Genomic DNA, 26,047 nt, shown 5'->3' on the forward strand with positions numbered 1-26,047 from the left:
CCGCTTCCGGATAGGTCGCGACCGGGATGAAGAGCGCCACATCCTGAACCGTCGCGATCCCCTCTCCCGCCCGGCTTCCGCCGGGCACCCTCCCCCGCAGAGGGGGGAGGGTGGGCGGCGCGTCGGGCCCTCATTCACGAAACGACTCGGGAGACCCCCATGAGACTGCAAGGCAAGGTCGCGATCGTCACCGGCGCCGGCGGCGGCTTCGGCGAGGGCATCGCCAGACGCTATGCCGAGGAGGGCGCCAAGGTCGCGGTGCTGGATCTGCGCGGCGACGCCGCCGAGCGGGTGGCGGCCGAGATCGGCGGGAACGCCATCGCGATCGCGGCCGATGTCGGCTCCGAGGCCGACGTGAACGCCGCGGTGGCGCGCACCACCGAGGCCTTCGGCACGCCGCACATCCTGGTCAACAACGCCGGCACCACCCACAGGAACCAGCCGCTGATGGAGGTCGACGAGGCGACCTTCGACCGGGTGTTTCGCGTCAACGTCAAGTCGATCTTCTACTTCGTGCGCGCCATCGCCCCGGCGATGCGTGACAACGGCGGCGGCGTGATCCTCAACGTCGGCTCGACCGCCGGCATCCGGCCGCGGCCCGGCCTGACCTGGTACAACGCCTCGAAGGGCGCCGTGAACCTGATGTCGAAGTCGCTCGCGGTCGAACTGGCGCCGTGGAAGATCCGGGTCAACGCCCTGTGCCCGGTGATGGGCGAGACCGGCCTGCTCGAAGCCTTCATGGGCGTGCCCGACACGCCGGAGAACCGCGCCAAGTTCGTCGCCACGATCCCGCTCGGCCGGATGTCCCGCGCGGAGGACATCGCCGCGGTGGCGCTGTTCCTCGCCTCCGACGAGGCCGCCTTCGTCACCGGCGTCGAGATGCCGATCGACGGCGGCCGGACGGTCTGACGGTCGGCACGTTCCCACCGGCGGCGGAGAGATCCGCCGCCTCGACCGTCCGGCTCAGGGCACCGAACTCACTCCGCCGTCTTGACGAAGTAGACCTGACCGTTGGAGGCCCCGGAGATCATCGCGATCTTCCGGGAGAAGATGGTCGTGAACGCGTCGATGGCGATCTTCGGCCTGCCGACGATGTCGTCGCCGCCATGGGCGGGGTCGGCCCACAGGTAGTCGTCGCACATGACGAGCGCCCCGATCTTCGCGAGCCTGAACGCCAGGACGAGATCCTCCAGCACGTGCGGCGCGGCGTGGCTCCCGTCGATGTAGATCAGGTCCGCTTCGATCTTTGCCGCGATCAGCGCGCTCAGGCCGTCGAACGACGTCTGCTTGATCGCGAAGACGTCCTCGTGACGCGCATGGCTTCTGACGTTGCTGGAGAATCTGGCCAGGACAGGATCCCTGTCCCAGACGTCGACGCAGTAGACCTTGGAGCCGAGAGCGCCGAGCGCGTGATCCATGAACCAGAGCGTCGATCGGCCTTCGAAGGAGCCGACCTCGACGACGGTCTTGACTTGCCGCCTGTCCCAGTTGGCGAGCGCCAGCAGACGCTCCCACGTCGGGAAGTGAACGCTCGTCCAGTCGGAGGTGAACTCGGGCATCGGGTCATCGTCCTGACGATCGCCGACCGTGCGAGGTCACGGAAGCAGGGATCGTCCGCGTCCCATATTCGAAACATAAACCTTAACAATGTCTGCTTCGGAGATGGCGGCGGCCTCGCGCCCCGCCGCTCACGACCGGCAGGGCGCGCGCGTTCTCAATACGCCGCGGTGAAGCGCGCGCGGCTGTGGCGGTGCTGCTCCAGTTCGTCGACCATCGCGAGAGCGTAGTCGGCGAAGCTGATCCGGCTGACGCCGGCCTCGTCCACCACCAGCCGGTCGGCGCCGAGGCGGTAGCGGCCGAGCCGCGGTCCCGGCTCCAGCAGGGCCGCCGGCGAGAAGAACGTCCAGTCGAGGTCGCGCTCGCCGCGGATCGCCTCCAGGAAGACGATCCCGCCCTCGGCCGCCGACCGCCACGCCGCCGGGAAATCCGGCTTGTCGATGACGCGCCGGCCCGGGGCGGTCTCCAGGCTGGCGGCGCCGCCGGTGACGAGCAGGCGCGGCACCCCCGCCGCCCTGAGGGCCGAGACCAGGGTCGCGGCCGGTACGTCGAAGTGCAGGGCGCTGACGACCGCGTCCGCGCCGCGGATCAGGTCGGCCAGGGCCGCCGGATCGGAGGCGTCGCCCGCCACCGCCGTCACGCCCGGCGCCGCCGGGATCGCCTCCGGCTTGCGCGCGATCGCCGTTACGGTGTGCCCGCGCGCCGCGAGTTCCCGGGTGATCTCCGAACCGGCGCGGCCGCTGGCGCCGAGGACTGCAACCTTCATGGATCGTCTCCGTTGGTTTCCAATGGAGACCAGGTGCTCTATGGAGAGCAGTCATGCAAGAAGGCACCTTTTCCTCACATGGTCACTGCCGGGGAACCACCGCCCGCGGCGACGTGTTCGCGGCCGACTGCCCGACCCGGCGGCTGCTCGACCGCATCGCCGACAAGTGGAGCACCCTGATCCTGCTGACGCTCCACGACCAACCGATGCGCTTCAACGGCCTGAAGCGGCGGATCGATGGCGTGTCGCAGAAGATGCTGAGCCAGACCCTCCGCTCGCTGGAGCGCGACGGGCTGGTGTCGCGCTCCGTGGTCGCCACCGTGCCGGTGAGCGTCACCTACGCGATCACGCCGCTGGGCGCGTCCCTCGTGGCCTCGCTGCGGGCGATGATCGACTGGGCCGAGACCCGGATGCCGGAGGTCGCGGCGGCGCAGGCGGCGTATGATACGATTTCCGGACGATCCGTTCCGGAAATCGCATGAGCAGCCCGCGCGGCGGAGCCATCGGTTCCACACCCATGAGCGAGGCCGGTGTCCGCATCGGGAAGGCTCGCTCCGCCGGCGCTCCACTCGTGCAGGACGATGCGCCGCCCCCCTCCCCGGCCTGCCTCACGCGAAGAAGCGTGCGTCGGTGTTGCCGGCGCCCGCCGACAGGTCGAGGTCGGCGACCCCGGTCAGCCGGAAGCTGCCGCTGGTCGAGCCGTCCGCGCTCGTGACCGTGTAGAGGTCGCCCGAGCCGCGCGACAGCATCGCGCCGGTGCCGAAGCCGTAGAACGCCAGCGTGTCCGTCCCGCGCACGAAATCGGTCACCGTGTCGCCGGCCGTCTCGCCCGCCCGCAGCACGAACGTGTCGCGTCCCGCGCCGCCCGTCAGGGTATCGGCCCCGCCGCGCCCGTCGAGCACGTTATTGCCCTTATTGCCGACGAGCAGGTTGGCCAGCGCGTTGCCGGTGCCCGACAGGCCGAGGCTGGTGCCCATGCCGAGGTTCTCGACGTTGTCGCCGAGCGTGTAGCTGACGTTCGTCAGCACCCGATCGGTTCCCCCGCCGGCCCGCTCCACCACCACGTCGGCGGCGTTGTCGACGACGTAGGTGTCGTTGCCCAGCCCCCCGACCAGCGTGTCGGCGCCGGCACCGCCGTCGAGGCGGTTGCCGCGGTCGCTGCCGGTGATGAGGTTGGCGAGCGCGTTGCCGGTGCCGGTGAACGAGCCGGTGCTGGTGGCGGTCAGCGCCTCGACGGCGGCGCAGAGCGTGTAGGCCGACAGCGAGGTCCGCACCGTGTCGAAGCCCTCGCCGGCCAGCTCGGTGACGACGTCGCCGGCATTGTCGACCACGTAAGTGTCGTCGCCGAGGCCGCCGACCAGCGTGTCGGCCCCGCCGCGCCCGTCGAGGACGTTGTTGCCCCGGTTGCCGACGAGCTGGTTGGCGAGCGCGTTGCCGGTGCCGCTGAGCGAGGCGCTGGTGCCCATGCCGAGGTTCTCGACGTTGTCGCCGAGCGTGTAGCTGACCCCGACCAGAACCCGGTCGATGCCGCCGCCGGCCCGCTCCACCACCACGTCGTTGACGTCGTCGACCACGTAGGTGTCGTTGCCGAGCCCGCCGACCAGCGTGTCGGCGCCGGCACCGCCGTCGAGGCGGTTGCCGCGGTTGCCGCCGGTGATGAGGTTGGCGAGCGCGTTGCCGGTGCCGGTGAAGAAGCCGCTGCCGGTGGCGGTGAGCGCCTCGACGGCGTCGCCGAGCGCGTAGGCCGACAGCGAGGTGAGAACCGTGTCGCGGCCTTCGCCGAACAGCTCGGTCACCACGTCCCGGAGGTCGTCGACGAGGTAGGTGTCGTCGCCGAGACCGCCCAGCATCGTGTCGGCCCCGACCCCGCCGTCGAGCCGGTCGTCGCCCGCCCGCCCGGTCAGCCGGTCGTTGCCGGCCAGACCCGAGAGCGTGTCGTTGCCGGCTCCCCCGAAGAGGCTGTCGTCGCCCGCCGTTCCGGTCCGGCTGGCCCCGGTCGGGTCGGAGGGATCGGCGGGGGCGCTGTCGTCGTCGGTGATGAGTCCCGTCGCCGTGCCGGTCCCGATCGTCGCGTTCCTCGGGTCCGACAGGGTGAGGACGAAGCTCTCGTCGCGCTCCACGCTCGCGTCGCCGGCGACCCGCAGGGTGATGGTGGCCGTTGAACTGCCGGCCGCGAAGACGACCCGGCCGGTGGGCAGGACGCCGCCCGCGAAGTCGGCGGCGTCGGCCGGGTTCGTGCCCGCGCCGGTCACCGCGTAGCCGACGTCGGAGGCCAGGTTGAGGTTGCCGGTGCGGGTCAGCGTAAAGTCGTAGACCGTGGTTCCGCCGTTGCCCTCGGCCCGGCTCAGGCCCGTCGTGGCCAGCGAGACGGTCGGGGGCGTGGTGTCGACCGCATCGCTGTCCGTCGCCGTGTTGTTGCCGGTGGTCACCTCGGCCGTCGCGGTGCGCACCGTCACGGTGTTGGTCAGCGTGGGCGAGGACGCATCCGTGCGCAGGGTGAGGGCGAAGGTCGCCGTCGCGCCGACCGCGAGGCTCGCCAGCGTGCCGCGGATCGGACCGTTCGCGCCCTCCGCCGGCGTCGTGGTGGCGAAGGCCGGCCCGCCGGTCTGCGTCAGCGAGACGAAGGTGGCGTTGGCGGGCAGGACGTTGGTGACGGTGACATCGGCGGCGTCGACCAGACCGGTGTTGCTCACGGTCAGGGTGTAGGTGGTGTCGGCGCCGGCCTGGAGCGCGCCGCCGCCGTTCGACAGCGTGACCGACAGGTCGGCGACGTCCTGCGCCAGCCGCACCCGCGTGCCGCCGCTGCCGTCGTCCGAGAGCGCGAAGGCGTAGCCGACGGGTGCGGGACCGAGGCTGAGGGTGTTGCTGTCGCCGCCGTCGGCGGCGCCCTCGGTCACCGTGAGGCTGTCGCCGTTCCGGGTCAGCGTCGCCCCGCCGGCGCGGATCGCGCGCAGGTCGATGGCGTCGTCCACGTCGAACCCGAGCAGCGCGTTGGCCAGCGTGCCGCCGGCGTCGAGGCGCAGGATCTGGGCGCCGCTGCCGAAGGTGATGCCGCCGGACCCCGCCGAGGTCATCCGGCCGAGTGCGAGGACGCCGCCGTCGAGCGCGGTGCCGCCCGCGTAGCTGCTGTCGCCCGACAGCGCGAGCGTGTCGCCGCGGGTTTTGGCGAGGCCGCCCGCTCCCTGGATCGCACCGGCGAAGGAGCCGCCGTAGATCGTCGTGACGGTGGCGGCGTCGGTGCCGGTCCGCAGCACGGCGCTGGCGGCGGCGCCCTGGAGGTTCCGGATCGTGCCGCTGTTGCCGTTGAGGTCGAGGGCCGCGTTCGCGCCGACCCGCGTCTCGGAGAGCAGGGCGAGGAAACGGTTCTGGAGCAGCCCGCTCTCGTCCCGCAGGGTGCCGCCGCCGACCTCGAGGCTGGCGCTCGCGTCGATCGACCGGAAGTCGGTCTGGAACGCGAGGGTTCCGGTGGCGGTCTGCGAGCCGAACACGATGCGGCTGCCGGCGCCGAGGCTCAGCGAACTCGCCGCGGTGAACTGGAAGTAGGCGGTCTCGCCAGCCGAGACCGCGATGCCCCCGGTGCGGTTCGGGGCGACGACGAGGTCGTTGCGCACGAGCGAGCCGCTGGCCGCCAGTTCGAGGGTGCCGCCGTCGAGGGTCACGGTGCCGCCGCCGAGGCCGTCGAAGGTCCCGCCGGCGTCGAGGTGGCTGATCCACAGCGTGCCGTCGCTGATCGTCGTGCCGCCCGAATGGGTGTTGGCGGACCACATCTTCAGCGTGCCGGCCCCGTCCTTGGCGAGGGTCCAGCGCTCCGTCCCGGTCCAGGTTCCGGCGTTCGGCACGTAGCCGGTCCGCCCGACATAGCCGACCTGATCCTCGATCGTCCCGTAGAGGTTGCTCGTCTGCCCGGCCCCGGGGGCGTAGGTGAGGGTTCCGGAGCCCTGCAGGAACATCGACGATCCGCCGGCCTGTCCGCCCTGCGGCGCCCGGCTCTCCGAGTTGCCGTAGACGGCGCCCCCGCGCCCGGCGATGATCCCTCCGACCGTGACGACGCTGTCGCCCGCGACGACGAGCGATCCCCCCTCCTGGACGAAGATGTTGCCACCGAACGCGGCGCCGCCGCCGCCCGCGGACTTGTCGAAGCCCTCGCCGCCGGTGCCGCCGCCGAAGCCGCCGTAGCCGGGCAGGGTCGTGCCGTAGCGTCCGTTGCCACCCTGGCCGCCGCCGCCGCCGCCGAAGCCGCCGTTGCCGGCACCGCCCGTCGCCCCGCCGCCGGTGCGCCCGCCGCCGCCGCCGCCACCGCCGCCGCCGAAGCCGCCGCGGCCGCCGCTCCGCTCGGAGCCGCTGATGTTGCCGCCGCCGCCGCCGCCGCCGTATCCGCCGTCCCCGGCGGTGCCGGCATTGACGCCGCCGCCGCCGGAGAAGTCGCCGCCGTTGCCGGTGCCGCCGTTCGGTCCGCCGCCGACCGAGCGGCCGTCCTCATCCGCGACCGAGCCGCCGGTCTGCCCCTCGAAGGCGCCGCCGCCGCCCCCGGCCAGGCGGTAGTCGTTGACGGAGCCGCCGTCGCCGCCGAGCCCGCCGCCGCCGCCGGAGGCGAGTCCGTCGACCGCCCGCTCGACGTCGGCACCGCCGTTTCCGCCCCAGGCGTTGTTGCCCCTGAACGTGACGTCGGTCACCGTGACGTCGGCACCGGCCCTGACGTAGAGGCCGCCGCCCGCCCCCATGCCGCCGCCGCCGCCCAGGCCCTGGTGGCTGATGCCCCCGTCTCCGCCCCGGGCGGCGCCGTCCACCAGGATCAGCGAGTTGACCGCGATCGACCCCGCATTCGCGAACAGCAGGCGATGGTAGCCGCCGCCGCTCAGCGTGAAGTTCCGTCCCTCGATCGTCAGATCGCCCGACTCGATGACGTTGCCCTGACCGTCCCGGATGCCGAGGGTGGGCAGGGCGCCCTCCAGGACGACATCCGCGTTCAGCTCGATGGTGTCATCGTCCGTGCTTTTGTTGGCGTTGTCGATCGCGGAGGCAAGCTCGGAATAGTTGGTGACGATGTACTTGGCCATTTCTGACTTGCCCCCTGATCGCGTGAGATCGTTTCTTGTTTCGATACGATTTTCGGTCGATCGCTCGGCGATCCCTGCGGAATCGTGGCGATTGGCGCGCCGTCGCTTCGCGAGGCCGGAACCGGCGTCGCTCAGGCGTGTGGAGCCTTTGGCTCCACCGCGCGGGCTGGCGAGACGGCCTTCGGAACGAACCGTCCGAGCACCGCATCATCAGCCCGGCGTCTCGCTCGACCGACTCGAACGCCAGTAGAGCCGCAATCCCGCGCGCACCCACGGCCATCGACGACGAGCCTACGTAGTACTGATTCGATTGTACCGAGCCACGGCGCGCCTCCCCAAGGCCGACAAAACGTCATCTTGTCCCTTTATCGCGTGCCTTGAATTTGACAACACAAATTTAAGCGACGGGATAAATCGTCTCGATGCAAGTCGACGCCGAGACGATCTGGCTGCGGGGTCCGACAATGCAACCTGAGATCGTGTTCCCACATTTGCATCGTGCTCCGCTGTCCGCGCGTCGTCGGCGCGACGCCCGCCCGCCGAGCGAGCGGAGGTCGATCCGTGCGAGGGAGGCCCCTTGTGGCTCCTGGACCCCTTCTCACGCCGGGCGTCTCAGCTCGACCGTCGGGTGAGCCCGGACGGACGCCGACGCAAGCCCCGCCGTTCGATCGCGCAACCCCGAACGTGAAGCCGGCCTCGACGGCCAGGGCGGGCTGATGCCGCCCCGGGAGGAATTCACACCGTCGCTCGCCCTACGGCGACGAGACGAAGACGCAGCGCAACCTGCTCGTGCGGAAGCTGCATAACCATGCGATAACATTTATCAGGTATCGGTGCACCCTCTGATTGCAATCATCTGACTCATAGAGAAGAGGGGCGCTTTCGTGAAGATCACAACACTCGTCTCCGGCGCGATCTTGTGCGTCGGTACGCTCGCTTCGGCGACGATAGCGTTCACCGTCGTGCGCGAATCCGGACGCCTGGACGATGTGCGACTCGCGCAGTACCGGCTGGGCGTCATCAGCGGATTGTCCGACCTTCCGCGTCAGCTCAATGTCGAGCGCGGTCTGACCGTCATCGCGCTCCAGCGCCTCGGCCTGTCCGACACCGAGAAGCTCAAGCCGCTCGACGACCAGCACCGCCTCACCGAGAGGGCGTTCACGATCGCCCGCGAGCGGATCGCCGCGGCGGCCGGGCATCTTCCCGATGCGGCGCAACTCGCCGAGACCCTCGCGGGAATCGAGCGCACCTACGCCACCGCCCGTGAGAGCTACGCGACCCACATGGCCCAGCCGGCGGCCCAGCGCGCCGACGCCGTCGGCGTCGTCACGACGCCGATGCTCGCGATCAACCCGATCGCAGGACGCGCCATCGACGATCAGATGCGCAGCCTGGCCGCCCTCGACGGGTCGGCCTTCCAATGGGGTGGGTTCGCCAATCTCGCGATGGATCTGCGCAACCAGGGAGGAGCCCAGACCGGCCTCTTCCTGAACGCCATCGCCGAGCGCAAAGCCCTGTCCGCGGCGCAGCAGGTGCAGTTCTGGACCCTGCAGGGCCGGGTCGATCAGATCTGGAGCAAGCTCAAGCCGCTGTCCCAGCTCGCATCGACACCCGAGCCCGTGAAGGCGGCGCTGGCCGAGGTCGAGAACCGCTATCTCAAGACCATGGAGGGATTGAAGCAGGATCTCGTCCCGCATTTCGACACCGGCGCCTTCCCGATGGATTCGTCGACCTATCTCGGTCGAGCGGCGCCGATGTGGGGCTCCGTGATCGGATTGCGGGACGTCGCCTTCGACGCCGCCGCCGCCACCCTGGCCGGGACGGCCGAGGCGGCCCGCAACCGGCTGTACGCGGCGATCGCCGCCCTCGTCACGATGGTGGCGCTGAGCGTCGCCGTTCTGTCCGTCGTGGCCTGGCGCGTGACGCGGCCGCTCGCCCGGATGACCTCGGCGACGTTGGATCTCGCCCGCGGAGAGACGGCCGTCGCGATCCCCTGCGCCGGCCGGCGCGACGAGATGGGCGCGCTCGCCGGCGCGCTCTCGGTGTTCAAGGAGAACCTCGCACGCACCCGGGCCCTGGAGGAGGAGACGGCCCTCGCCCGCGCCTCGGCGGAGGAGCAGCGCCGCGCCGGCATGCGCCAGATGGCCGATGCCTTCGAACAGGCGGTGGGCGGCGTCGTCGGGCACGTCTCGTCCTCCTCGGTCGAGCTGCGGAACACCGCTCAAGCGATGACGGCGACCGCGACGCAAACCGCGTCCCAATCCACCGCCGTCGCCGCGGCCGCCGAAGAGGCGGCCTCGAATGTCGAGGCCGTCGCGGCGGCGACCGAGGAACTGGGCGCTTCCGTGCAGGAGATCGGCCGGCAGGTGGCGGGCTCGGCCTCGCTTGCCCGGAGCGCCGTGACGCAGGCATCGCAGACCGCTGCCCGCGTCCAGGAGCTCACGGCTGCGGCCGCCAAGATCGGCGAGGTCGTCGGCCTGATTTCCACGATCGCGGGCCAGACCAATCTCCTGGCGCTGAACGCCACCATCGAGGCGGCGCGCGCCGGCGAGGCAGGCCGCGGCTTCGCGGTGGTCGCCGCCGAGGTGAAGGAACTCGCCAACCAGACCGCCCGCGCGACCGGTGACATCACGGCGCAGATCAGCCGGATCCAGGACTCGACGAGCGAGACCGCCTCCGCGATCGCCGACATCACGGCCCGCATCCGCGAGATCGATGCCGTGGCGACCTCGATCGCCGCTGCCGTGGAGGAGCAAGGGGCCGCGACCCAGGAGATCGTGCGGAACGTTGCCCAGGCCGCCACCGGCACCGGTGAGGTGACGCGCAACGTCGCGGGCGTGGCCGGCGCCGCCGAAGAGACCGGCGCCGCGGCGAGCCAGGTCCTCGCTTCGACCACCGACCTCTCGCGCCAGTCCGAGCATCTCGCGAGCGAGGTTCAGCGCTTCCTCGCGACCGTTCGCGCCGCCTAAATGGAAAATGGCTCCAAGTGACTGATTCAACGGTTAAATTTTGAACGCGGGATCCCCTCTCCCGAGTGGGAGAGGGGTAGGGGTGAGGGTGGAGACGGCTCCGCAATGTCCCCGAAGCGTCGAGCTGCGCGGCTCGACGCTTGTCGCTCAATCCTGAAGCCGAGCCACCCTCACCCCTGTCCCCTCTCCCACTCGGGAGAGGGGGACCCGCGCTAAGACGAAAACTGTCTTCGATGGCTGCAACGGGTGCAGAAAAACCGCGACCCCGTTCCATCCGCAAGGGACCGCGAAGCCGGTGTGCAACTGATACGAGAGAAGCTTCACGATCGCGCTGCGATCGCGAGGCTTCTCCAGGTCTTTGATTCTGCCGCATTTTCTACGACGAACCGGCATCCGCCTCGTCGGACAATGCTCTCACGGCCGTTGACAGCGACCTCTGGTTGCGTTCTCGAATTGTCGTCAAACCCGAGGTCCCGAACGTCCGGACTCGGCATCGACAATTCGAGACGGGTCGATGGACCTGTCGATCTCGGGCCTGCCCGAGATCGACGTTGCTGCATCGGCATCCTGGGCCATGGGTATCATACGATTTCCGATTGATCGCTCGGCGATCCCTTTGGGATCGCTTCGCGATGCGGAAATCGACTTCGCTCATGCGCCGCGCGGGCTTGTGATACGATTTCCGGAACGAATCGTCCGGAAATCGTATCACGTCACGGCGAAACTGCCGATCGACTGCCTGAGCCGGCGCACGTCACGGACCGGCGGTACGCCGAACTGGCGGACATATTCGCGGTTGAACTGCGACGCGCTCTCGTAGCCGACCGCGAAAGCCACGTCGGAGGCGCTATGGTCGCCGGCGAGAAGCAGTTGCCGCGCTTCCTGCAGGCGCAGCTGCTTCTGGTACTGGACCGGGCTGAGGCCGGTCAGCGCAACGAAGTGGCGGTGCAGGCTGGCGCGGCTCATGCCGCTTGCGTCGCACAGCGCCTCGATCCGCAGCCGCGTGTTCTGGTGGTCGCGTATCCATTCGACCGCACGCCGGATCCGGCCGAGCGCGCCCTCGGGCCGGGCGATGTGGCGCAGCAGCCGTCCCTGCGGGCCTTGCAGGAGACGGTAGAGCAGCTCCCGCTCCGCCATCGGAGCCAGAACCGGAATGTCGTCGGGCGTGTCGAGCAGCGCCAGCAGGCGCAGCAGCGTGTCGCGCAGCGGCGGCGTCATCGGATTGATCGCGATCCCGAGGCCCGGCGCCTCGGCGTCGCGCAGCGGCGGCATCGTGGACGCGACCTGCGCGAGCAGGGCGGGGTCGAGGACGAGCGACACCGCCACGTAAGGCCGGCCGTTCTCGGCATCGTAGATCTGGCCGCTCAACGGCAGGTCCAGTGCGCTGACGAGATACTGCGCCGAATCGTACCGCAGCAGGTTGTCGTGGATCGCCACGTCCTTCGAGCCCTGCAGGATGAAGCAGATCATCGAGCGGTACAGGCACGGCGACGTACCGGAGGTCGCCTGCCCCAGGCCGATCTCGAGGCGCGGGATCGGCGTCACGGTCACGCCCGGTCGCGCGTGGCGCAGGGCGAGGTCGAGATGCGGCTGGAGGTATTCGCTCATGAAGACTCCTGTAGCATCGGCCTCCGGCCACGCAACGGCCGTGAGACGATCAGGCAAGAAATTGAGAGCATCGGGCAAGCGTCGCCCGCGCGGCGTCCGAGCGAAGCCGGTTTCTGCATCGCGAAGCGATCAATCGAAAATCGTATGAGACGATCAGGCAAGAGATTGAGCGGATCGGGCGAGATGGCGCTCTCCCGCCCGGTTATCTTGGGGATGTCGGACAGCGGCCCGGTCGCGATGAGCGGCGGCTCCGATCTGCCGGCACGAGAACTCAAGCAACCGAAGTAAGATCATGATGCGCCTCAACGGAAAACGTACCCTGATCACCGGCGGCACATCGGGCATCGGCCTCGAAACCGCCAGACAGTTCCTGAGCGAGGGCGCGCGCGTCATCGTGACGGGCAACAACCCGAACTCCCTCGAACGGGCGAAATCCGAGTTGGGCCCGGACGTGCTCGTCCTCAGGGCGGACAGCGCGAGCGTGGAGGCGCAGCAGCGGCTCGCCGAGACGGTGAAGGACCATTACGGCCAACTGGACGTCGCCTTCCTCAATGCCGGCGTCTCGGTCTGGCAGCCGATCGAGACCTGGACCGAGGAGGCCTTCGACCGGATCTTCGCGATCAACGTGAAGGGTCCCTACTTCCTGGTTCAGTCCCTGCTGCCGGTCCTCGCCAATCCGGCGTCGGTGGTGCTCAACACCTCGATCAACGCCCATGTCGGCGCCCCGACCTCGTCGGTCTACGGCGCGACCAAGGCGGCGTTCCTCAACATGGCGAGGACGCTGTCGGCCGAACTCCTGTCGCGCGGCATCCGCGTCAACGCGGTCAGCCCCGGCCCGGTCGAAACGCCGCTCTACGACAAGCTCGGCATTCCCGACGCCTATCGCGACCAGGTCACCAAGGACATCGTCGCGACGATCCCGGTCGGCCGCTTCGGAAGCCCGGCGGAGATCGCCAAGGCGGTCGTCTACCTGGCGTCCGACGAATCCGCCTGGACCGTCGGCTCGGAGATCGTGGTCGACGGCGGGCGGACCCTGAACATGTGATCGGCCCGGCGCCGACGGCCGCAATCCCGCCTCCGCGGTGCCGGGAGCCCCCCGCGCGCGACACTTCGAGCAGGTCCGATCCATGGCAACCTCGAGGAGCGCGCGTCGGACGTCATCTCCGCGGCGGCCTCGCGTCTCGGCGCCTTCGCCCACCACGTCCCTCCCACCCTCGACCGTCCGAGAGACGACCATGCCCGACACGAACCTCACGCTCATCAGCCATCCGCTCTGCCCGTTCGTGCAGCGGGCCGCGATCGTTCTCCTGGAGAAGGGCGTGCCCTTCGACAGGATCGACGTCGACCTCGCCGCCAAGCCCGACTGGTTCCTGGCGTTGTCGCCGACCGGCAAGGTCCCGGTGCTCAAGGTGCGCCAGCCGGAGGGGCCGGACGCGATCCTCTTCGAGAGCATGGTGATCTGCGAGTATCTGGAGGAGTCGCAGGACGGCGCACCGATGTATCCGGACGATGCGCTGTCGCGGGCGCGCCACCGGGGCTGGATCGAGTTCGGCACCGCGACGCTCACGGACGCCTGGCAGTTCCTCAACGCCACCGACCGGGCGGTGGCGGATGCGAAGCGGGCGGCGTTCCAGGACAGGCTCCGGCGGCTGGAAGCCGTGCTGGAAGCGGGACCCTACTTCGACGGCCCCACCTTCGGGATGGTCGATGCGGTCTTCGCGCCGATCTTCCGGTACTTCGGCATCATCGATCCCGCCGTCTCGCGGCCGATCTTCGAGGGCCTGCCCCGCGTTTCCGCATGGCGGGCTGCGCTGGCGGCTCGCCCCAGCGTCATCGATGCCGTCGCGGAGGACTATGCCGAGCGCTTCCGCCGGCACCTCCGGCACCATCAGGCGCTTCTCGCGGCCTGAACGAAGACCGGCTCTGTCGAGTTGCAGGAGAAGACCCGCGCCTTTCGCGGACGACCTGAGCTCGCGGAGACGCCGCCTCCGCGTCGTCGGCCGGGGCCGGCGAGGCCGGCTCCTTCATCGCGGAACGATCGATCAGAAGCTCTATCGATGCCCCCGCGGTGGAGCCTTCGGCTCCACACACCTGAAAGACTGTTTGACTCTCGATCTAAAGAACAAGCCCCCCTTTCCCGGACGACTGGAACGCAGTGGAAGGAGATCCGGGATCCAGCACAACAAGTCGCGAAGCGTCCATACTCAGCGACAGTGCTGTCAGACTGAGCCGCTTCGCGGCACATCTGACGTCTGGACCCCGGATCTCCTTCCGCTATCGCTTCAGTCGTGTAGGCCCATTCGGGCCCGGAAAGGGGTGCTCCGCACGATAAATACGATGGACCATCGCTCAAACAGGCTCCGAGCGAAGCCGATTTTCTCATCGCGACAGTAATTTCTGTGGGATCGTCAAGCGATAAACCGAAAATCGTGTCGGAAAGCGCATGACGTTCTTATGTGAGCGTTTTCACGGGACGAAGTGACCACTGCAACGCAGTTCAGATGTCATGTCGACGGGTTTCCGACGGTGTGCAGCCGAAGCGCTTGCGGTAGCGCTGGGTGAAGTCGCTGATGTGGACGAACCCCCAGCGTCGTGCCAGTTCGGCAACCGTGACATCAATGTTGTTCTCAGAAGACAGATCGCTCTTCACCTTCTGCAGGCGCCGATCGATGATGTAGTCGAGTGGCGTGATTCCAAGTTCGCGGCGAAAATTGTGTTGGAGGGTGCGCACACTGACGCCTGCAACCGTTGCAACGTCGGCGAGCCGCAATGGCTGTGCGAGATGTGCATCGATATGGTCCATGGCGCGACGCAGCTGCGCGTTGGACGTGGCAAGCGGCGCCGGACGAGCCCTGGCCGGTCGACGTGGCCAGCATGACAGCAACTGGTAGCTCACGACCTCCTCCAAAAGAGGAAACAGTAAATCGATCTCCGGATCAGCGAGTTGGAGCCGCCGGTAGATCCTCTCGAAGCACAGGCGGAAGGATTGCATCGCCAGCGTATCGACCGGGGCGACCGGCACCAGGTCGGGGAACGGCGCTTCCGGAGATCCTTCGAGCATCTGATGGCTCCTCATGAGAGCAGATCTCGTGACCGTTCCGCTGATCGCGGAAAAATCAGCCGACGCCTCCTCGTTGCGCATCGCATCGAAGGGGACGAACATCGCGTATCCGGGCGATCCGAGGTGCTCGTCGCTTCGGTTGCGTCTGATCATGCGGCAGCTGTTCACGAAGCGGATCGTGAACAGATCAGTCTCCAATTGCGGCACGGTCAGGAATCCAGTGATCGACTGGGTGGTCCAAAGGCTCATCGAGCAGCTCTGACCGCCACTCACGTCGAGATGCGGCCTCGATTTGCGGGGGCTGCGGAATTTGACGGCCATGCCGCCGAGCTGGTTCAGGAGTTCGATCTCCCTGACACTATGAACCTGATGCGAGAAGAACGATTGGGGGCGCCAGGAAACGGGCTTTCGCTCTCTGCTCGACATCAAAAGGCATCCCTCATGATCCCGCCCGACCCGCGCCATGTCGTGATGCTGCCCGCCACAAGCATCAGTCGATTATTTTATGTGTTTTCGTGCCATTGATATTGGTCTTCGGAAACAAAAAAGCCAAGCAACTGCGCCGAATCTGCAGAAAATGCCGTCCGATGTACCTTTCGGCGCGTGAGAGTTGCTCCTGCCGCCGCGGGCGCTACGGCCTCTCTCACGATCGAGGGCGGGATCTGGAGGCCGGGGTCCGTGACGCTGGACGCGCCTGGAAGAGTGGCGTGCCAGCGCCGGTCGTTGTGACCTGATCCGGATTTCGGACGATTCCGTCCGAAATCCGGATGACCAGCCCGCGCGGCGCAGGCTGGGGATCGGAATCCGGAAGTGATCGTCCGGATTCCGCATGAGGGCTGAATGCAGTTCAGGCACTTGCCCTGGTGCTTCCGTCGGCGCCGAAACGTTCGACTTCTCGATCTACGAGGAAGCGCCGTCGGTCAGAGGAACCCGATGGAGATCCACGGCACGAAGATGACGATCGCAAGTCCGACCACCAGTGCGAGCATGTAGCCGACGATCGGCCGGACACCGGCGTCCGGATGGATCCGGCTGATGGCGCAGGCGGCGTAGTAGCCGACGCCGAACGGCGGGGCGAACAGCCCGATGCCCATCGCCAGGATCACGACCATCGAGTAGTGCACCTCGTGGACGCCGACCGAACGGGCGATCGGGAACAAGAGGGGGCCGAACAGCACGATCGCCGGGATGCCCTCCAGCACCGAGCCCAGGATGATGAAGGCCACGGCCGAGACGAGCAGAAACCCGATCGCTCCGCCCGGCAGGCCCTGCATCACCACGGCCAGGGTCTGCGAGAAGCCGGACTGGGTGAGCGCCCAGGCCATGCCGGTCGCCGCCCCGATGATGAGCAGGATCGCGCCGGACAACGAGGCGGTGGTCACCAGCATCGGGTACAGCCGGCGCCAATTGAACTGGCGGTACACCAGAAGGCCGGTGAGCACCGAGTAGACGATGCCGATGGTCGAGACCTCGGTCGCCGTCGCGACACCCTCCACCACCGCGGCGCGGATCACGAACGGCAAGGCGATGGCCGGGATGGCGATGAGAAACGTCCGTCCGATGACCCGTTTCGAGGGCCGGGCCACATGGCTGAGATCCTCGTCGCGGTAGCGCCACCAGACGAGGGCGCACAGGGTGACGGCGAGTACGAGGCCCGGCAGCAGCCCGCCGGTGAACAGGGCGGTGACCGACACGCCGGTGACCGACCCGATGGTGATGAGCACGATCGAGGGCGGGATGGTCTCGGTCTGGGCGCCGGTGGCCGAGAGCAGCGCGACGAGGTCGCCCTCCTTGGCGCCGCGCGCCTTCATCTCGGGAAACAGCACGGGGGCCACCGCCGCCATGTCGGCGGCCTTGGAGCCCGAGATGCCCGAGACGAGGTACATCGCGCCGACGAGCACGTAGTGCAAGCCGCCGCGGACGTGGCCGAGGAGCGAGGCGAGGAAGCCGACCATCGCCTTGGCCATGCCGGTCATCTCGATCAGCAGGCCGAGGAACACGAACAGGGGCACGGCGAGCAGGATCAGGTGGCTCATCCCCTCGTCCATCCGGCCGACCACCACCATCGACGGGGCCTGGGTGGTGAGCGTCAGGTAGGCGTAGGTGGCGAGGCCGAACGCGAAGGCGATCGGCACGCCGGTGAAGACCAGGGCGCCGACGCCGATGACGAAGAACAGCAGCAGATTGAGGTTGCCCAGGGTGCGCAGCACCGGCTCGAGCATCACGAGGCCGGCGGCGACCGCGATGCCCAGGGTCAGCGCGCCCACCGTCAGCCGCCAGTCGGCCTTGTCGAGCAACTGGAGCACGGCGAACACGAGCATCAGGCCGAGGCCGATCGGCAGTGCGGCGGCGCGCCACCCGTTGCTGATCTCGAGCGCCGGGGTCTGAACGAAGACCTCCTCGGCTGCGAACTCGTAGGCCGGATGCAGCACGAGGACGACGAAGATCAGGCCGGCGACGAGCGCTGCGGTCTCGAGGAAGGCACGCATCCGCGGCCCGCTCATCGAGACGATGGCCGTCATGCGCATGTGCTCGGCACGGCGGAACGCGACCACCGCCCCGAGCATCGCGAGCCAGAGGAACAGGAGCGAGGCCAGTTCGTCCGACCAGATGAGCGGCTCGTGGAAGCCGTAACGGCTGATCACGCCGGAGAGCAGCACGATGATCTCGGCCAGCACGAGAAGCGCGGCCGGGATCTCGACCAGGTACCCGAGCACGCCATCGATCCGCCTCAGCACGGACTGGCCGCTCCACGGCGGTGCTTGCGAGTCGGCACCGGGGGTGTTCTCGGCCGTGGTGACATCGATGTGCATGTGACCCTCCCTGATCTCAGATTTGCGAGATGGTTCGTCGCCTTCCGCAGTTTGCGCATGGAAACGGCGTCGTATTTCGGCGACCCGATCCTTCATCACGTCAAGCAAAGCCGACCGATACGACGCATCCGGCTATCGGTCTCTGGTCGATATGAGAAGCTGGTGATCGCTGTTCTGGATTATCGTGATCGCAGCTAGATCTGGATGACGCGAATGTTGTTGGTGTTGCCCGTGGTGTGGAACGGGATCCCGGCGGTGGCGACGACGAGGTCGGCACGCGTGGCGAACCCTTCCTGCTCGGCGCAATGCGCGGCCTTCGACGTCATCTCCTCGTAGGAGTCCACATCGCCGGTATGGACGCTGTGGGCGCCCCACATCAGGGACAGGCGGCGCGCCGTCGCGAGGTTCGGGGTCAGCGCCAGGATCGGAACGGCGGGCCGCTTGCGGGCCACCCGAGCGGCCGTGGTCCCGCTCGTCGTGTAGGTCACGATGGCCCTGGCATGTACCGCCTCGGCCAGCGTCGCCGTCGCCGTGGCGACCGCGTGTGGCGGCGTCTCCTCCTCGCCGGGATCGGACGCGGCCACGATCGAGCGGTAGAGCTTGTGCCCCTCCACCGAGCGGATGATGCGGTCCATCATCGCGACCGCCTCGACCGGGTATTGCCCGGTCGCCGACTCCGCCGAGAGCATCACCGCGTCGGCACCGTCGTAGATCGCGGTCGCGACGTCGGAGGCCTCGGCCCGGGTCGGCGCCGGCGCCGCGACCATCGAGTCGAGCATCTGGGTCGCCACGATCACGGGCTTCACGGCCAGGCGGCAGGCACGGACCAGCTCCTTCTGGCGGCCCGGCACGTCCTCGTGCGGGATTTCCACGCCGAGGTCGCCGCGGGCGACCATGATGGCGTCGGACAGCCGGATGATGTCCTCGATCTGGTCGAGCGCCTGCGGCTTCTCGATCTTCGACAGGACGCCGGCGCGGCCTCCGACGAGCGCCCGCGCCTCCATCACGTCGGACGGCTTCTGCACGAAGGACAGGGCGACCCAGTCGACCCCGAGCTCCAGCCCGAAGGCGAGGTCGGCGCGGTCCTTGGCGGTGAGCGGCGACAGATCGAGCAGGGTGCCGGGCAGGTTCACGCCCTTGCGGTTGGAGATGACGCCGCCGGTGATCACCTGCGTGGTCAGCGCGTCGGCCTCGAGACCGACGACCCGCACCCGCACCCGCCCGTCGTCGATCAGAAGGTCCTGGCCGGGTGCGGCCGCCGCGAAGATCTCCGGGTGCCGCAGGGGGATCGCCTGCTTGTCGCCCTCGCTTCCCTCCAGCACGAAGCGCACGGTCTCGCCGGCCACGAGCTCGAGCCGGCCGTCCCGGACCGTGCCGATGCGGATCTTCGGTCCCTGGAGGTCCTGGAGGATGCCGATCGGGCGGCCGACCTCCCGCTCCAGTGCGCGGATCGCCGCGTGCACCTTGGCGTGGTCCTCGTGGCTGCCGTGGCTGAAGTTCAGCCGGAAGGTGTCGACCCCGGCCAGGAACAGGGTCTTGAGCCGGTCGGGCGCGGCGCTCGCGGGGCCGACGGTGGCGACGATCTTGGCGCGGCGGTGACGGCGCATCGTTCGTTCGGCCTCTCAGCCGCCTCTGTCTCGAGGATGAATCGGAGTTCCGGGATCGTGCTGGCGCGGACGCGCTTCGAGCCTGTCGCGACCACGCTGCCACGCAGACTGGCGTTGGCGGGCCAACGCCTCGTCCGCTCATACCAACGGCCCAGGATGCTGACGCATCGACTCGATCTCGGGCAGGCCCGAGATCGACGGAGCCGCTGACCCATCTCGAATTTCCGGCACCAAGCCAGAGGCTTGGCGGAAATTCGAGAGCTGAACCAAAGGTCATTTTCAATGACCGTTGGTATCAGGTTTTGTTTCGTCGCAGATTCCTGTCGCAAGACCGGCGGCCACTTTTGCGAAATCTGCTCAGAGCAGCGCCCGATCACGCTGCAATCAGGCGCTGCTCCAGGTCTTTGATCTTGCCGCATTTTCTACGACGGACCGGCATCCACTCCGCCGGAAGACACGCCAGCGGCGCCGGGAAGCCCCACCCGAGTCACGGGAAGGAGCAAGTCTTGAAAGGGAGAAAGTCTTGCGAAGGAGAAGGTCTTGCGAAGGAGAAGGTCTTGCGCGAGGGACGGTCGTCATCGAGGAGCAACGCCCGCCGCCCTCGGTGGCGAGCGTTGCCGCATCGACGTCGTCAGGCGAGAGTGCCCGTCGCCTCCTCAAGGATGCTCCAGGCTTCCGGCCCGAACTTGCCCTTCCACTCCTTGTAGAAGCCGGCCGTCGACAGCGCCTCGCGGAAGGGCGCGGGATCGACGGTGTTGAAGATCAGTCCCTTCGCGGCGAGGTCGGCCTGCAGGGTTTCGTTCTGCCGGGCCACCTCCTCGCGCTCCGCCATCGCCGCACCGTTCACCACGCGGGCGAAGGTCTCCTGCAGCTCGGGCGTCAGCCGGGCCCAGGCGCGGCGATTGATCAGGAACCACCAGCCGTCCCACATGTGGTTGGTGAGCGAGCAGTATTTCTGAACCTCGTAGATCTTCGCCGCGGCGATGATCGCCGGCGGGTTCTCCTGCCCGTCGACGATCTTGGTCTGGAGCGAGGAATAGACCTCGGCGAAGTTGATGCCGGTCGGGGCGGCGCCGAGGGACTTGAACAGCGAGGTCCACAGGGCGCTGACCGGCACGCGGATCTTCATGCCCTTGAGATCGGCGGGCGTCACGATCGGCTTGGTGCTGGTGGTCACCTGCCGGAACCCGTTGTCCCAGATCTTCTCCAGGGCGATGATGCCGGACTTGGAGATCTGCCCGCGCAGGTGCTCACCGAGGCGGCCGTCGAGGGCCTTCCACAGGGTCGGGTAGTCCTTGAAGGCGAAGCCCACGCCCGAGATCGCCGTGGACGGGATGAGCGTCGAGAGCACGTTGACGCCCGACAGGGTGAAGCACTCGAGCGCGCCGGAGCGCAGCTGCGAGAACATGTCGGCGTCGCCGCCGAGCTGGTTGTTGGGGAAGAGCTGGAGCTCGACCCGGCCGCTCGTGGCCTCCTGCAGCGCCGTCGCGGCCTTGCGGGCGTGGACGTTGAGCGGGTGCGTCTCGGGCACGTTGGTGCCGAGCTTGAAGGTGAACTCCGCGGCCCGGGCGTATCGCAGGGGCAGCGCCGCGCCGATCGCCGCCGTTGCGCCCAGCGTCGCGAAGCGCCGACGTGACAGGGTCATGGTCATGGTTTCCTCCATCGGTTCGTGTTTGGAGTGCCGGATCGATGCCCGCTCAGGCGGCGGGTGGCGCGGCGCGCTTGAACATCAGGCCGGCCTCGCGGAAGCCGCCGTCGACGTTGAGGGTGTGGCCGTGGACGTAGCGGGCCTCGTCCGAGCACAGGAACACCGCCGCGTCGGCGATCTCCTCGGGCGTGCCGTAGCGCGTCATCGGGATGAGGTAGTTGTAGGCGGCGCGGGTGGCCTGATCGTGGGCGAACTTCGCCATCTCGGTCTCGATCGCGCCGGGCGCGATGTTGTTGACGTTGATGTTGTGCTCGGCGAGTTCGACCGCCATCACCTTGGTGAGCAGTTCGAGCCCGGCCTTGGCCGAGCCGTAGGCCGCCCGGCCGTTGCCGCCGCGCTGGCCCGACAGCGACGCGATGTTGACGATCTTGCCGCCGCCGACCTTGACCATCTCGCGGGCGCAGGCCTGCGCCACCATGAACGCACCGGTCAGGTTGATGCCGACGATGCGGTTCCAGTCCTCCAGCTTCAGGTCCAGGAACGGCGTGTTGCCGCCGACCCCGGCGTTGTTGAACAGGACGTCGATCCGCCCGCACGCCTCGACGATGGTCTCGATCATGGCCGCGACGGAGGCGGGATCCGCCACGTTGACGCCGACCCCGAGCGCCCCGCCGCCGAGTTCGGCGGCGGCTTTGCGTGCGCCCTCCTCGTTCACGTCGGCGATGACGACGCGCGCCCCCTCCCTCGCGAACGCCCGGGCGGTCGCGAGCCCGATGCCGCGCGCGCCACCCGTGACCAGGGCGACCTTTCCGTCGAGTCTGTTGGGCATAGTGGTTTCCTCCCTCATGGTTGACGTCCGCCCTGCTTGACGGCGTGGAAGAAGTCGGGGCGTCCGACCTGTCCGCCCTTCAGGGCGATCTCCAGCCCGTCGACCGGCCCGCCCTCGCCGTGGGTGCGGCAGAGCGGCGAGCCGGGATCCAGCGGCCCGATCGCGGTCAGTGCGTCGATGCCGAGCTGCGCGGCGGCCCGGCCCGACGTGTCGCCGCCCGAGATCACCGCACGGGTGAGGCCGCCCTTCGCGACCACGGTGCGCAGGATCTGTCCGAGTCCTGCTCCGAGCCGCTCGTTCACGACCTCGGCCGACAGGCCCGCCGCCTGGGTCGCCCCCAGGAAGGCCGGGACGGCCGGGTCGTCCGGACCGGTGGCGCTGAAGACGAGCGGGTCGTGGCCCTCGCCGAGGGCGGCCAGGGCTGCCTCGCCGGCGCGGCCGATCTCGCGCTCCCACGCCACCGGGTCGACCACGCACCGGGTGTCGAGCCGCAGGCCGGCGAAGCCGTGGTCGAGGGCGTGGGCGATCTGTGCGGCCGTCACCGGCGAGACGGAGCCCGAGACGCAGGCGATCCGGTCGACCGCCTTGGGACGCGGCAGGTTCGGTTCGGCCGGGAGCAGCCCGGTCGCCTGCCAGTAGGCCACCAGCGCCGCCTCGAACCCCTGCGAGCCGATGCCGAAGGTGGGCGTGCCGCCCCACTCCCAGATCAGGCGCCCGGCTTCGATCAAGGTCTCCCGGTCGAGCACGTCGAGGGAGATGATCTCGGCCCCCTTCTCCAGCGCACGATCGAGCTGCGCTCCGGCCTGCCCGCGCTTCATCGTCACGAAGTCGATGAGGCCGAGGGACTGCTCGGTCTGGCGGGAGAGGTGGCGACCGAGGTCGGCCTCGTCCATCGGCGTGGAGGGGTGGCGCGACATCGTCGGGTGCCGGTCGAGGCGGTAGCCCGTGCCGTCGGCGAGCGCGAACAGGTGGCCGAAGCTCTGGTAGCGGCCCATCCCGGGATCGGCCACCACCATCGGCGTCCAGGCCGGCGCGAACACCGCCGCGCCGATGTCGGCCGCCCGCCCGATCGATCCGATGTGAGGGGCGGAATCGAAGGTCGAGCAGACCTTGTAGTGCGCGACCGGGGCGCCGAGCTCGGCGAGCAGCCGGAAGGTCCCCGGCAGGTGCGCGTCCATCCAGGCGGGCGACTGCGCCCGCGCGGTGCCGGCGATGCCGATCGCCCGCATCCCGGCGAAATCCGCGAGCCGCTGCCGGGACGGCGGTTGCAGGAACAGGACGGTCGGCAGGCCGGCGAAGGCCAGCACCTCCATCGAGGCGGACGAGCCGGTGAAGTCGTCGCCGTAGAAGGCGACGAGCGGCCCGTCGGGCAGGGGGCGGGGAGACGCGGGGCTCATGCGGCGTCTCCCAGGGCCAGCGCGAGTTCCCGGTGGTCGCGGGCGTACCGGTCGAGCGGGATGCCGGAGACCGCCGCCTGCCAGGCCTGCCGCAGCGCCGCGACGCCGGCTGCCGGCCCGTCCGGATGGGCCATGATGCCGCCGCCGGCCGTCACGATGAGGTCGGCAGAGCCGAGTGCGGCGTAGGTGCCGGGCGCCTGCAGGACCGTCTGGCCGGAGGAGAAGACCGGCATCGCGAGGCAGGGCTTGTCGGGAAACAGCGGGGTGAGGCAAGTCCGGGCAGACGCGACGACGCTGTCGTTGGTCTCCGAGAACTTGTTGGCCAGCCCGTTGACGTGCATGTGGTCGGCGCCGGCCAGTCGCCAGATCTTCTGCCAGGCGACGTAGGACCAGCCGAGGAGCGGATGGCGGGTGAGGTAGCCCCAGCCGTTGCGGTGGGCGTGGATCGGCAGCTCGCTCATCCGCGCCAGCTCGATCATCCCGACGAGGCCGACCGAGTTGAGGCTCGCCATGACGCAGGTGCCGCCGAGGTCGCGCACGAGGTCGTGGCGCCGGCGCATCTGGTCGAGCTCTCCGGTGAGGTTGAACGCGACCATCACCTTCTTGCCGGTGCGCTCGGCGTGGTCGTTGACGACCCGCATCACCGCGCGGACACGGTCGTCGAACGGACAGTGCGGCCCGTCGCCCTGCAGCTCGTCGTCCTTGATGAAGTCGATGCCGCCCTCGCACAGGGTTTGCACCAGCGCGGCGGTCTCGTCCGGCCCGAAGCCGACGCTCGGTTTGATGATGGTGCCGATGATCGGGCCGTCCTGCACCCCGGCCAAGCGGCGCGTGCCGGCGACTCCGAAGCGGGGGCCCGGATAGGCGTCGGCGAAGGCCTGCGGCAGGCGGATGTCGAGGAGGCGCAGGCCGGTGACCGCGCGCAACTCGAACAGGTTGCCGGCGACGGTGGCGAGCAGGTTCGGGAGCGAGGGACCGAGATTCTCGATCGGCCAGGACAGGGTGACGAGGGCGCGTCGTAGCGTTGCGGGACCCACCCGGGCCGTCGTCGGCAGCGACGGGGCCGCCACCGGCTCGTCGAGCATTTCCAGGCGCTCGATCCGAGCGGCCGAGCGGGCCTTCAGCTCCGGCGTCTCGCCCGGAACCGACACGAAGGTACCGCAGGACTGCTCGCCAGCCATGGTCTCGGCCACCGAGCGGGGATCGTTCGCAGTCTCTAGGAGATAGTCTGCTTCGATGCGAAGCAGTGACGGATTCACGACTCGAGAGACGGTCGACATGATTACCTCCCTAGAATTTTGTTCAGGACATCGTCTTGTTATATAGCGATATTTTGCTCGTTCGAGCAGAAAATGACAAAATATAATAGATCTTTATTTCTATATTACGATTACGAAACCATACTTTCCGTAGCCGCATGCTTGCGATAGAGAACTGATATATGAACAATAAAGAAATCGATGCTTACCAGGACTTTCTTTGTCTGTTCCCTGGTGCTAGAGCGAACCATAGGTCAGACGGCCAATGCTGAACAGCCGAAATATGCGCGCTCTGAGTTGACAAAAACTCATCTCACTCCTCCCTCGAGAAGAGGCCGCCTTGCCCACGACCCACTTACCGCTGAATGCGTTGCGTGCCTTCGAAGTGGCGGCCCGCCTGGGAAGCATGAATGCTGCGGCCGTCGAACTCGGCGTGACCCCGGGCGCGATCAGCCGCCACGTGAAGACCCTCGAAGACAGATTCGGGCTGCCTCTGTTCGAGCGGCATCCCAGAGCGATCGTCCCCACCCGCGAGGGCGCCCAGTTGGCCTCCGAGCTCGCCGAAGTGTTCGAGCGGATGCAGATCGCCGTATCCCGCGTCCAACCCGGTCCGCTCACGCTGTCATGCTCATCGACGGTGATGATGCGATGGCTGATTCCGAGACTGAAAAACTTCAAGAAGTCGCATGGATCGATCGATCTCAGGCTCAACGTCAGCTATGACGACATCGATTTCATCCGCGACGAGATCAGCATCGCCATTCGCACGAGCATCTATCGTGCGCCGACCGGCGCAACCGCCGAGAGGCTGATCCGCGAGGAGATCGGGCCGGTCTGCCATCCTGAATACGCCAATCGTCTCGACTTCTCGCAGCCGGAGGACACGGCGCGTGCGCGGATCCTCGGCAGCGCGACACGACCCCAGGCGTGGAGCGACTGGGCTCTCGCGACCGGCAGGCCCGACCTCAGGATCACGCAGAACGAAGTCTACGAGCATTTCTACCTCGTCATCCAGGCGGCGGCCTGCGGACTCGGACTCGCGCTCGCCCCCCGGTTCCTCGTCGAGGACGAGATCCGATCCGGTCACCTCGTCGCCCCGATCGGCTTCGTCGCTGGTCCCTACGAGATGCAGCTATGGATCGCAGACCATCTGCGCGGGCGCGTCGACGTCAAGGCGACGGCCGACTGGATCCGCACCGAGATGTGCGCCGGGCCCGCATGATGATCTCATCCGAGGCCGTGGTGCCGCCGCGGCACCGGGTCCGGGGTCGAGACGCGACGAGCACCAGGATCTGATGGCGGCGAAGGCGACGGTCGCTGAAACGTCTGTCTGACCGTCCGAGATAGGAGGCTGCGACGCCGACGGCCTCGCTCGAAGCGAAGCCTGAACTGTCGTACCGACGGTCGTTGAAGACGACCTCTGGTTCCATTCTCGAATGCTTGCCGAGCCCAAGGTCCCGAACGTCTGGGCTCGGT

Annotated in this window: 17 protein-coding genes; 6 read left to right on the forward strand and 11 right to left on the reverse strand. The window is 68.4% G+C overall.

Annotation, left to right across the window (positions count from 1 at the left end; translation table 11 throughout):
- Positions 1–159 precede the first annotated feature (159 nt).
- Entirely contained in the window at positions 160–909 is a 750-nt protein-coding gene (locus EOE48_RS21970; protein ID WP_127733029.1) for an SDR family oxidoreductase, read from the forward strand.
- Positions 910–977: 68 nt separating this feature from the next.
- Here EOE48_RS21970 and EOE48_RS21975 read toward each other — a convergent pair whose 3' ends face one another.
- Both EOE48_RS21975 and EOE48_RS21980 read right to left on the reverse strand, forming a co-directional pair.
- On the reverse strand, positions 978–1,559 hold the full coding sequence (locus EOE48_RS21975) for a class I SAM-dependent methyltransferase (RefSeq protein ID WP_127733030.1): 582 nt from the start codon (positions 1,557–1,559) through the stop codon (positions 978–980).
- A gap of 155 nt (positions 1,560–1,714) precedes the next feature.
- On the reverse strand, positions 1,715–2,323 hold the full coding sequence (locus tag EOE48_RS21980) for an NAD(P)-dependent oxidoreductase (protein WP_127733031.1): 609 nt from the start codon (positions 2,321–2,323) through the stop codon (positions 1,715–1,717).
- Positions 2,324–2,376: 53 nt separating this feature from the next.
- On the opposite strand from EOE48_RS21980, the gene EOE48_RS21985 reads away from it, so the two are divergent.
- Positions 2,377–2,805, forward strand: coding sequence for a winged helix-turn-helix transcriptional regulator (locus EOE48_RS21985; RefSeq protein WP_127733032.1), 429 nt, complete (start codon positions 2,377–2,379; stop codon positions 2,803–2,805).
- Between the two features lie 126 nt (positions 2,806–2,931).
- On the opposite strand, the gene EOE48_RS21990 is transcribed toward EOE48_RS21985, so the two are convergent.
- Entirely contained in the window at positions 2,932–7,380 is a 4,449-nt protein-coding gene (locus EOE48_RS21990; RefSeq protein ID WP_187371508.1) for a beta strand repeat-containing protein, read from the reverse strand.
- 989 nt (positions 7,381–8,369) lie between these two features.
- Between EOE48_RS21990 and EOE48_RS22005 the strand changes: the two genes are divergently transcribed.
- Positions 8,370–10,349, forward strand: a complete 1,980-nt coding sequence (locus tag EOE48_RS22005; RefSeq protein ID WP_246154700.1) for a methyl-accepting chemotaxis protein — start codon at positions 8,370–8,372, stop codon at positions 10,347–10,349.
- A gap of 708 nt (positions 10,350–11,057) precedes the next feature.
- Here the strand turns inward: EOE48_RS22005 and EOE48_RS22010 are convergent.
- Complete coding sequence (locus EOE48_RS22010; RefSeq protein WP_127733035.1) at positions 11,058–11,957, reverse strand: AraC family transcriptional regulator; 900 nt, start codon at positions 11,955–11,957, stop codon at positions 11,058–11,060.
- Between the two features lie 292 nt (positions 11,958–12,249).
- On the opposite strand from EOE48_RS22010, the gene EOE48_RS22015 reads away from it, so the two are divergent.
- Together EOE48_RS22015 and EOE48_RS22020 are read left to right on the forward strand one after the other, a co-directional pair.
- Complete coding sequence (locus EOE48_RS22015) at positions 12,250–13,002, forward strand: SDR family oxidoreductase (protein ID WP_127733036.1); 753 nt, start codon at positions 12,250–12,252, stop codon at positions 13,000–13,002.
- A gap of 190 nt (positions 13,003–13,192) precedes the next feature.
- Positions 13,193–13,867, forward strand: coding sequence for a glutathione S-transferase family protein (locus EOE48_RS22020; RefSeq protein WP_127733037.1), 675 nt, complete (start codon positions 13,193–13,195; stop codon positions 13,865–13,867).
- A gap of 587 nt (positions 13,868–14,454) precedes the next feature.
- Here the strand turns inward: EOE48_RS22020 and EOE48_RS22025 are convergent.
- The 7 genes from EOE48_RS22025 to EOE48_RS22060 all read right to left on the reverse strand — a co-directional run bounded on the left by EOE48_RS22025 (position 14,455) and on the right by EOE48_RS22060 (position 24,592).
- Positions 14,455–15,444 carry a helix-turn-helix transcriptional regulator gene (locus EOE48_RS22025; RefSeq protein ID WP_187371509.1) on the reverse strand — a complete coding sequence of 330 codons (990 nt, stop codon included), beginning with the start codon at positions 15,442–15,444 and terminating at the stop codon, positions 14,455–14,457.
- Positions 15,445–15,938: 494 nt separating this feature from the next.
- Positions 15,939–17,831 carry a TRAP transporter large permease gene (locus EOE48_RS22030; protein ID WP_127733039.1) on the reverse strand — a complete coding sequence of 631 codons (1,893 nt, stop codon included), beginning with the start codon at positions 17,829–17,831 and terminating at the stop codon, positions 15,939–15,941.
- A gap of 194 nt (positions 17,832–18,025) precedes the next feature.
- Entirely contained in the window at positions 18,026–19,438 is a 1,413-nt protein-coding gene (gene pyk / locus EOE48_RS22035; RefSeq protein WP_127733040.1) for a pyruvate kinase, read from the reverse strand.
- Positions 19,439–20,069: 631 nt separating this feature from the next.
- On the reverse strand, positions 20,070–21,089 hold the full coding sequence (locus tag EOE48_RS22045) for a TRAP transporter substrate-binding protein (protein WP_127733041.1): 1,020 nt from the start codon (positions 21,087–21,089) through the stop codon (positions 20,070–20,072).
- Between the two features lie 46 nt (positions 21,090–21,135).
- Positions 21,136–21,915: an SDR family NAD(P)-dependent oxidoreductase gene (locus tag EOE48_RS22050; protein ID WP_127733042.1), complete on the reverse strand. Its 780-nt coding sequence runs from the start codon at positions 21,913–21,915 to the stop codon at positions 21,136–21,138.
- A gap of 14 nt (positions 21,916–21,929) precedes the next feature.
- Positions 21,930–23,312 carry a four-carbon acid sugar kinase family protein gene (locus EOE48_RS22055; RefSeq protein WP_127733043.1) on the reverse strand — a complete coding sequence of 461 codons (1,383 nt, stop codon included), beginning with the start codon at positions 23,310–23,312 and terminating at the stop codon, positions 21,930–21,932.
- Positions 23,309–24,592 carry a ribulose-bisphosphate carboxylase large subunit family protein gene (locus EOE48_RS22060; RefSeq protein ID WP_127733044.1) on the reverse strand — a complete coding sequence of 428 codons (1,284 nt, stop codon included), beginning with the start codon at positions 24,590–24,592 and terminating at the stop codon, positions 23,309–23,311. Before EOE48_RS22060 ends, EOE48_RS22055 begins: the two co-directional genes overlap by 4 nt.
- A gap of 319 nt (positions 24,593–24,911) precedes the next feature.
- Between EOE48_RS22060 and EOE48_RS22065 the strand changes: the two genes are divergently transcribed.
- Entirely contained in the window at positions 24,912–25,793 is an 882-nt protein-coding gene (locus tag EOE48_RS22065; RefSeq protein ID WP_127733045.1) for a LysR substrate-binding domain-containing protein, read from the forward strand.
- Positions 25,794–26,047: the final 254 nt, after the last annotated feature.

Origin of the sequence: Methylobacterium oryzihabitans (assembly GCF_004004555.2) — a bacterium.
Taxonomy (GTDB): Bacteria; Pseudomonadota; Alphaproteobacteria; order Rhizobiales; family Beijerinckiaceae; genus Methylobacterium; species Methylobacterium oryzihabitans.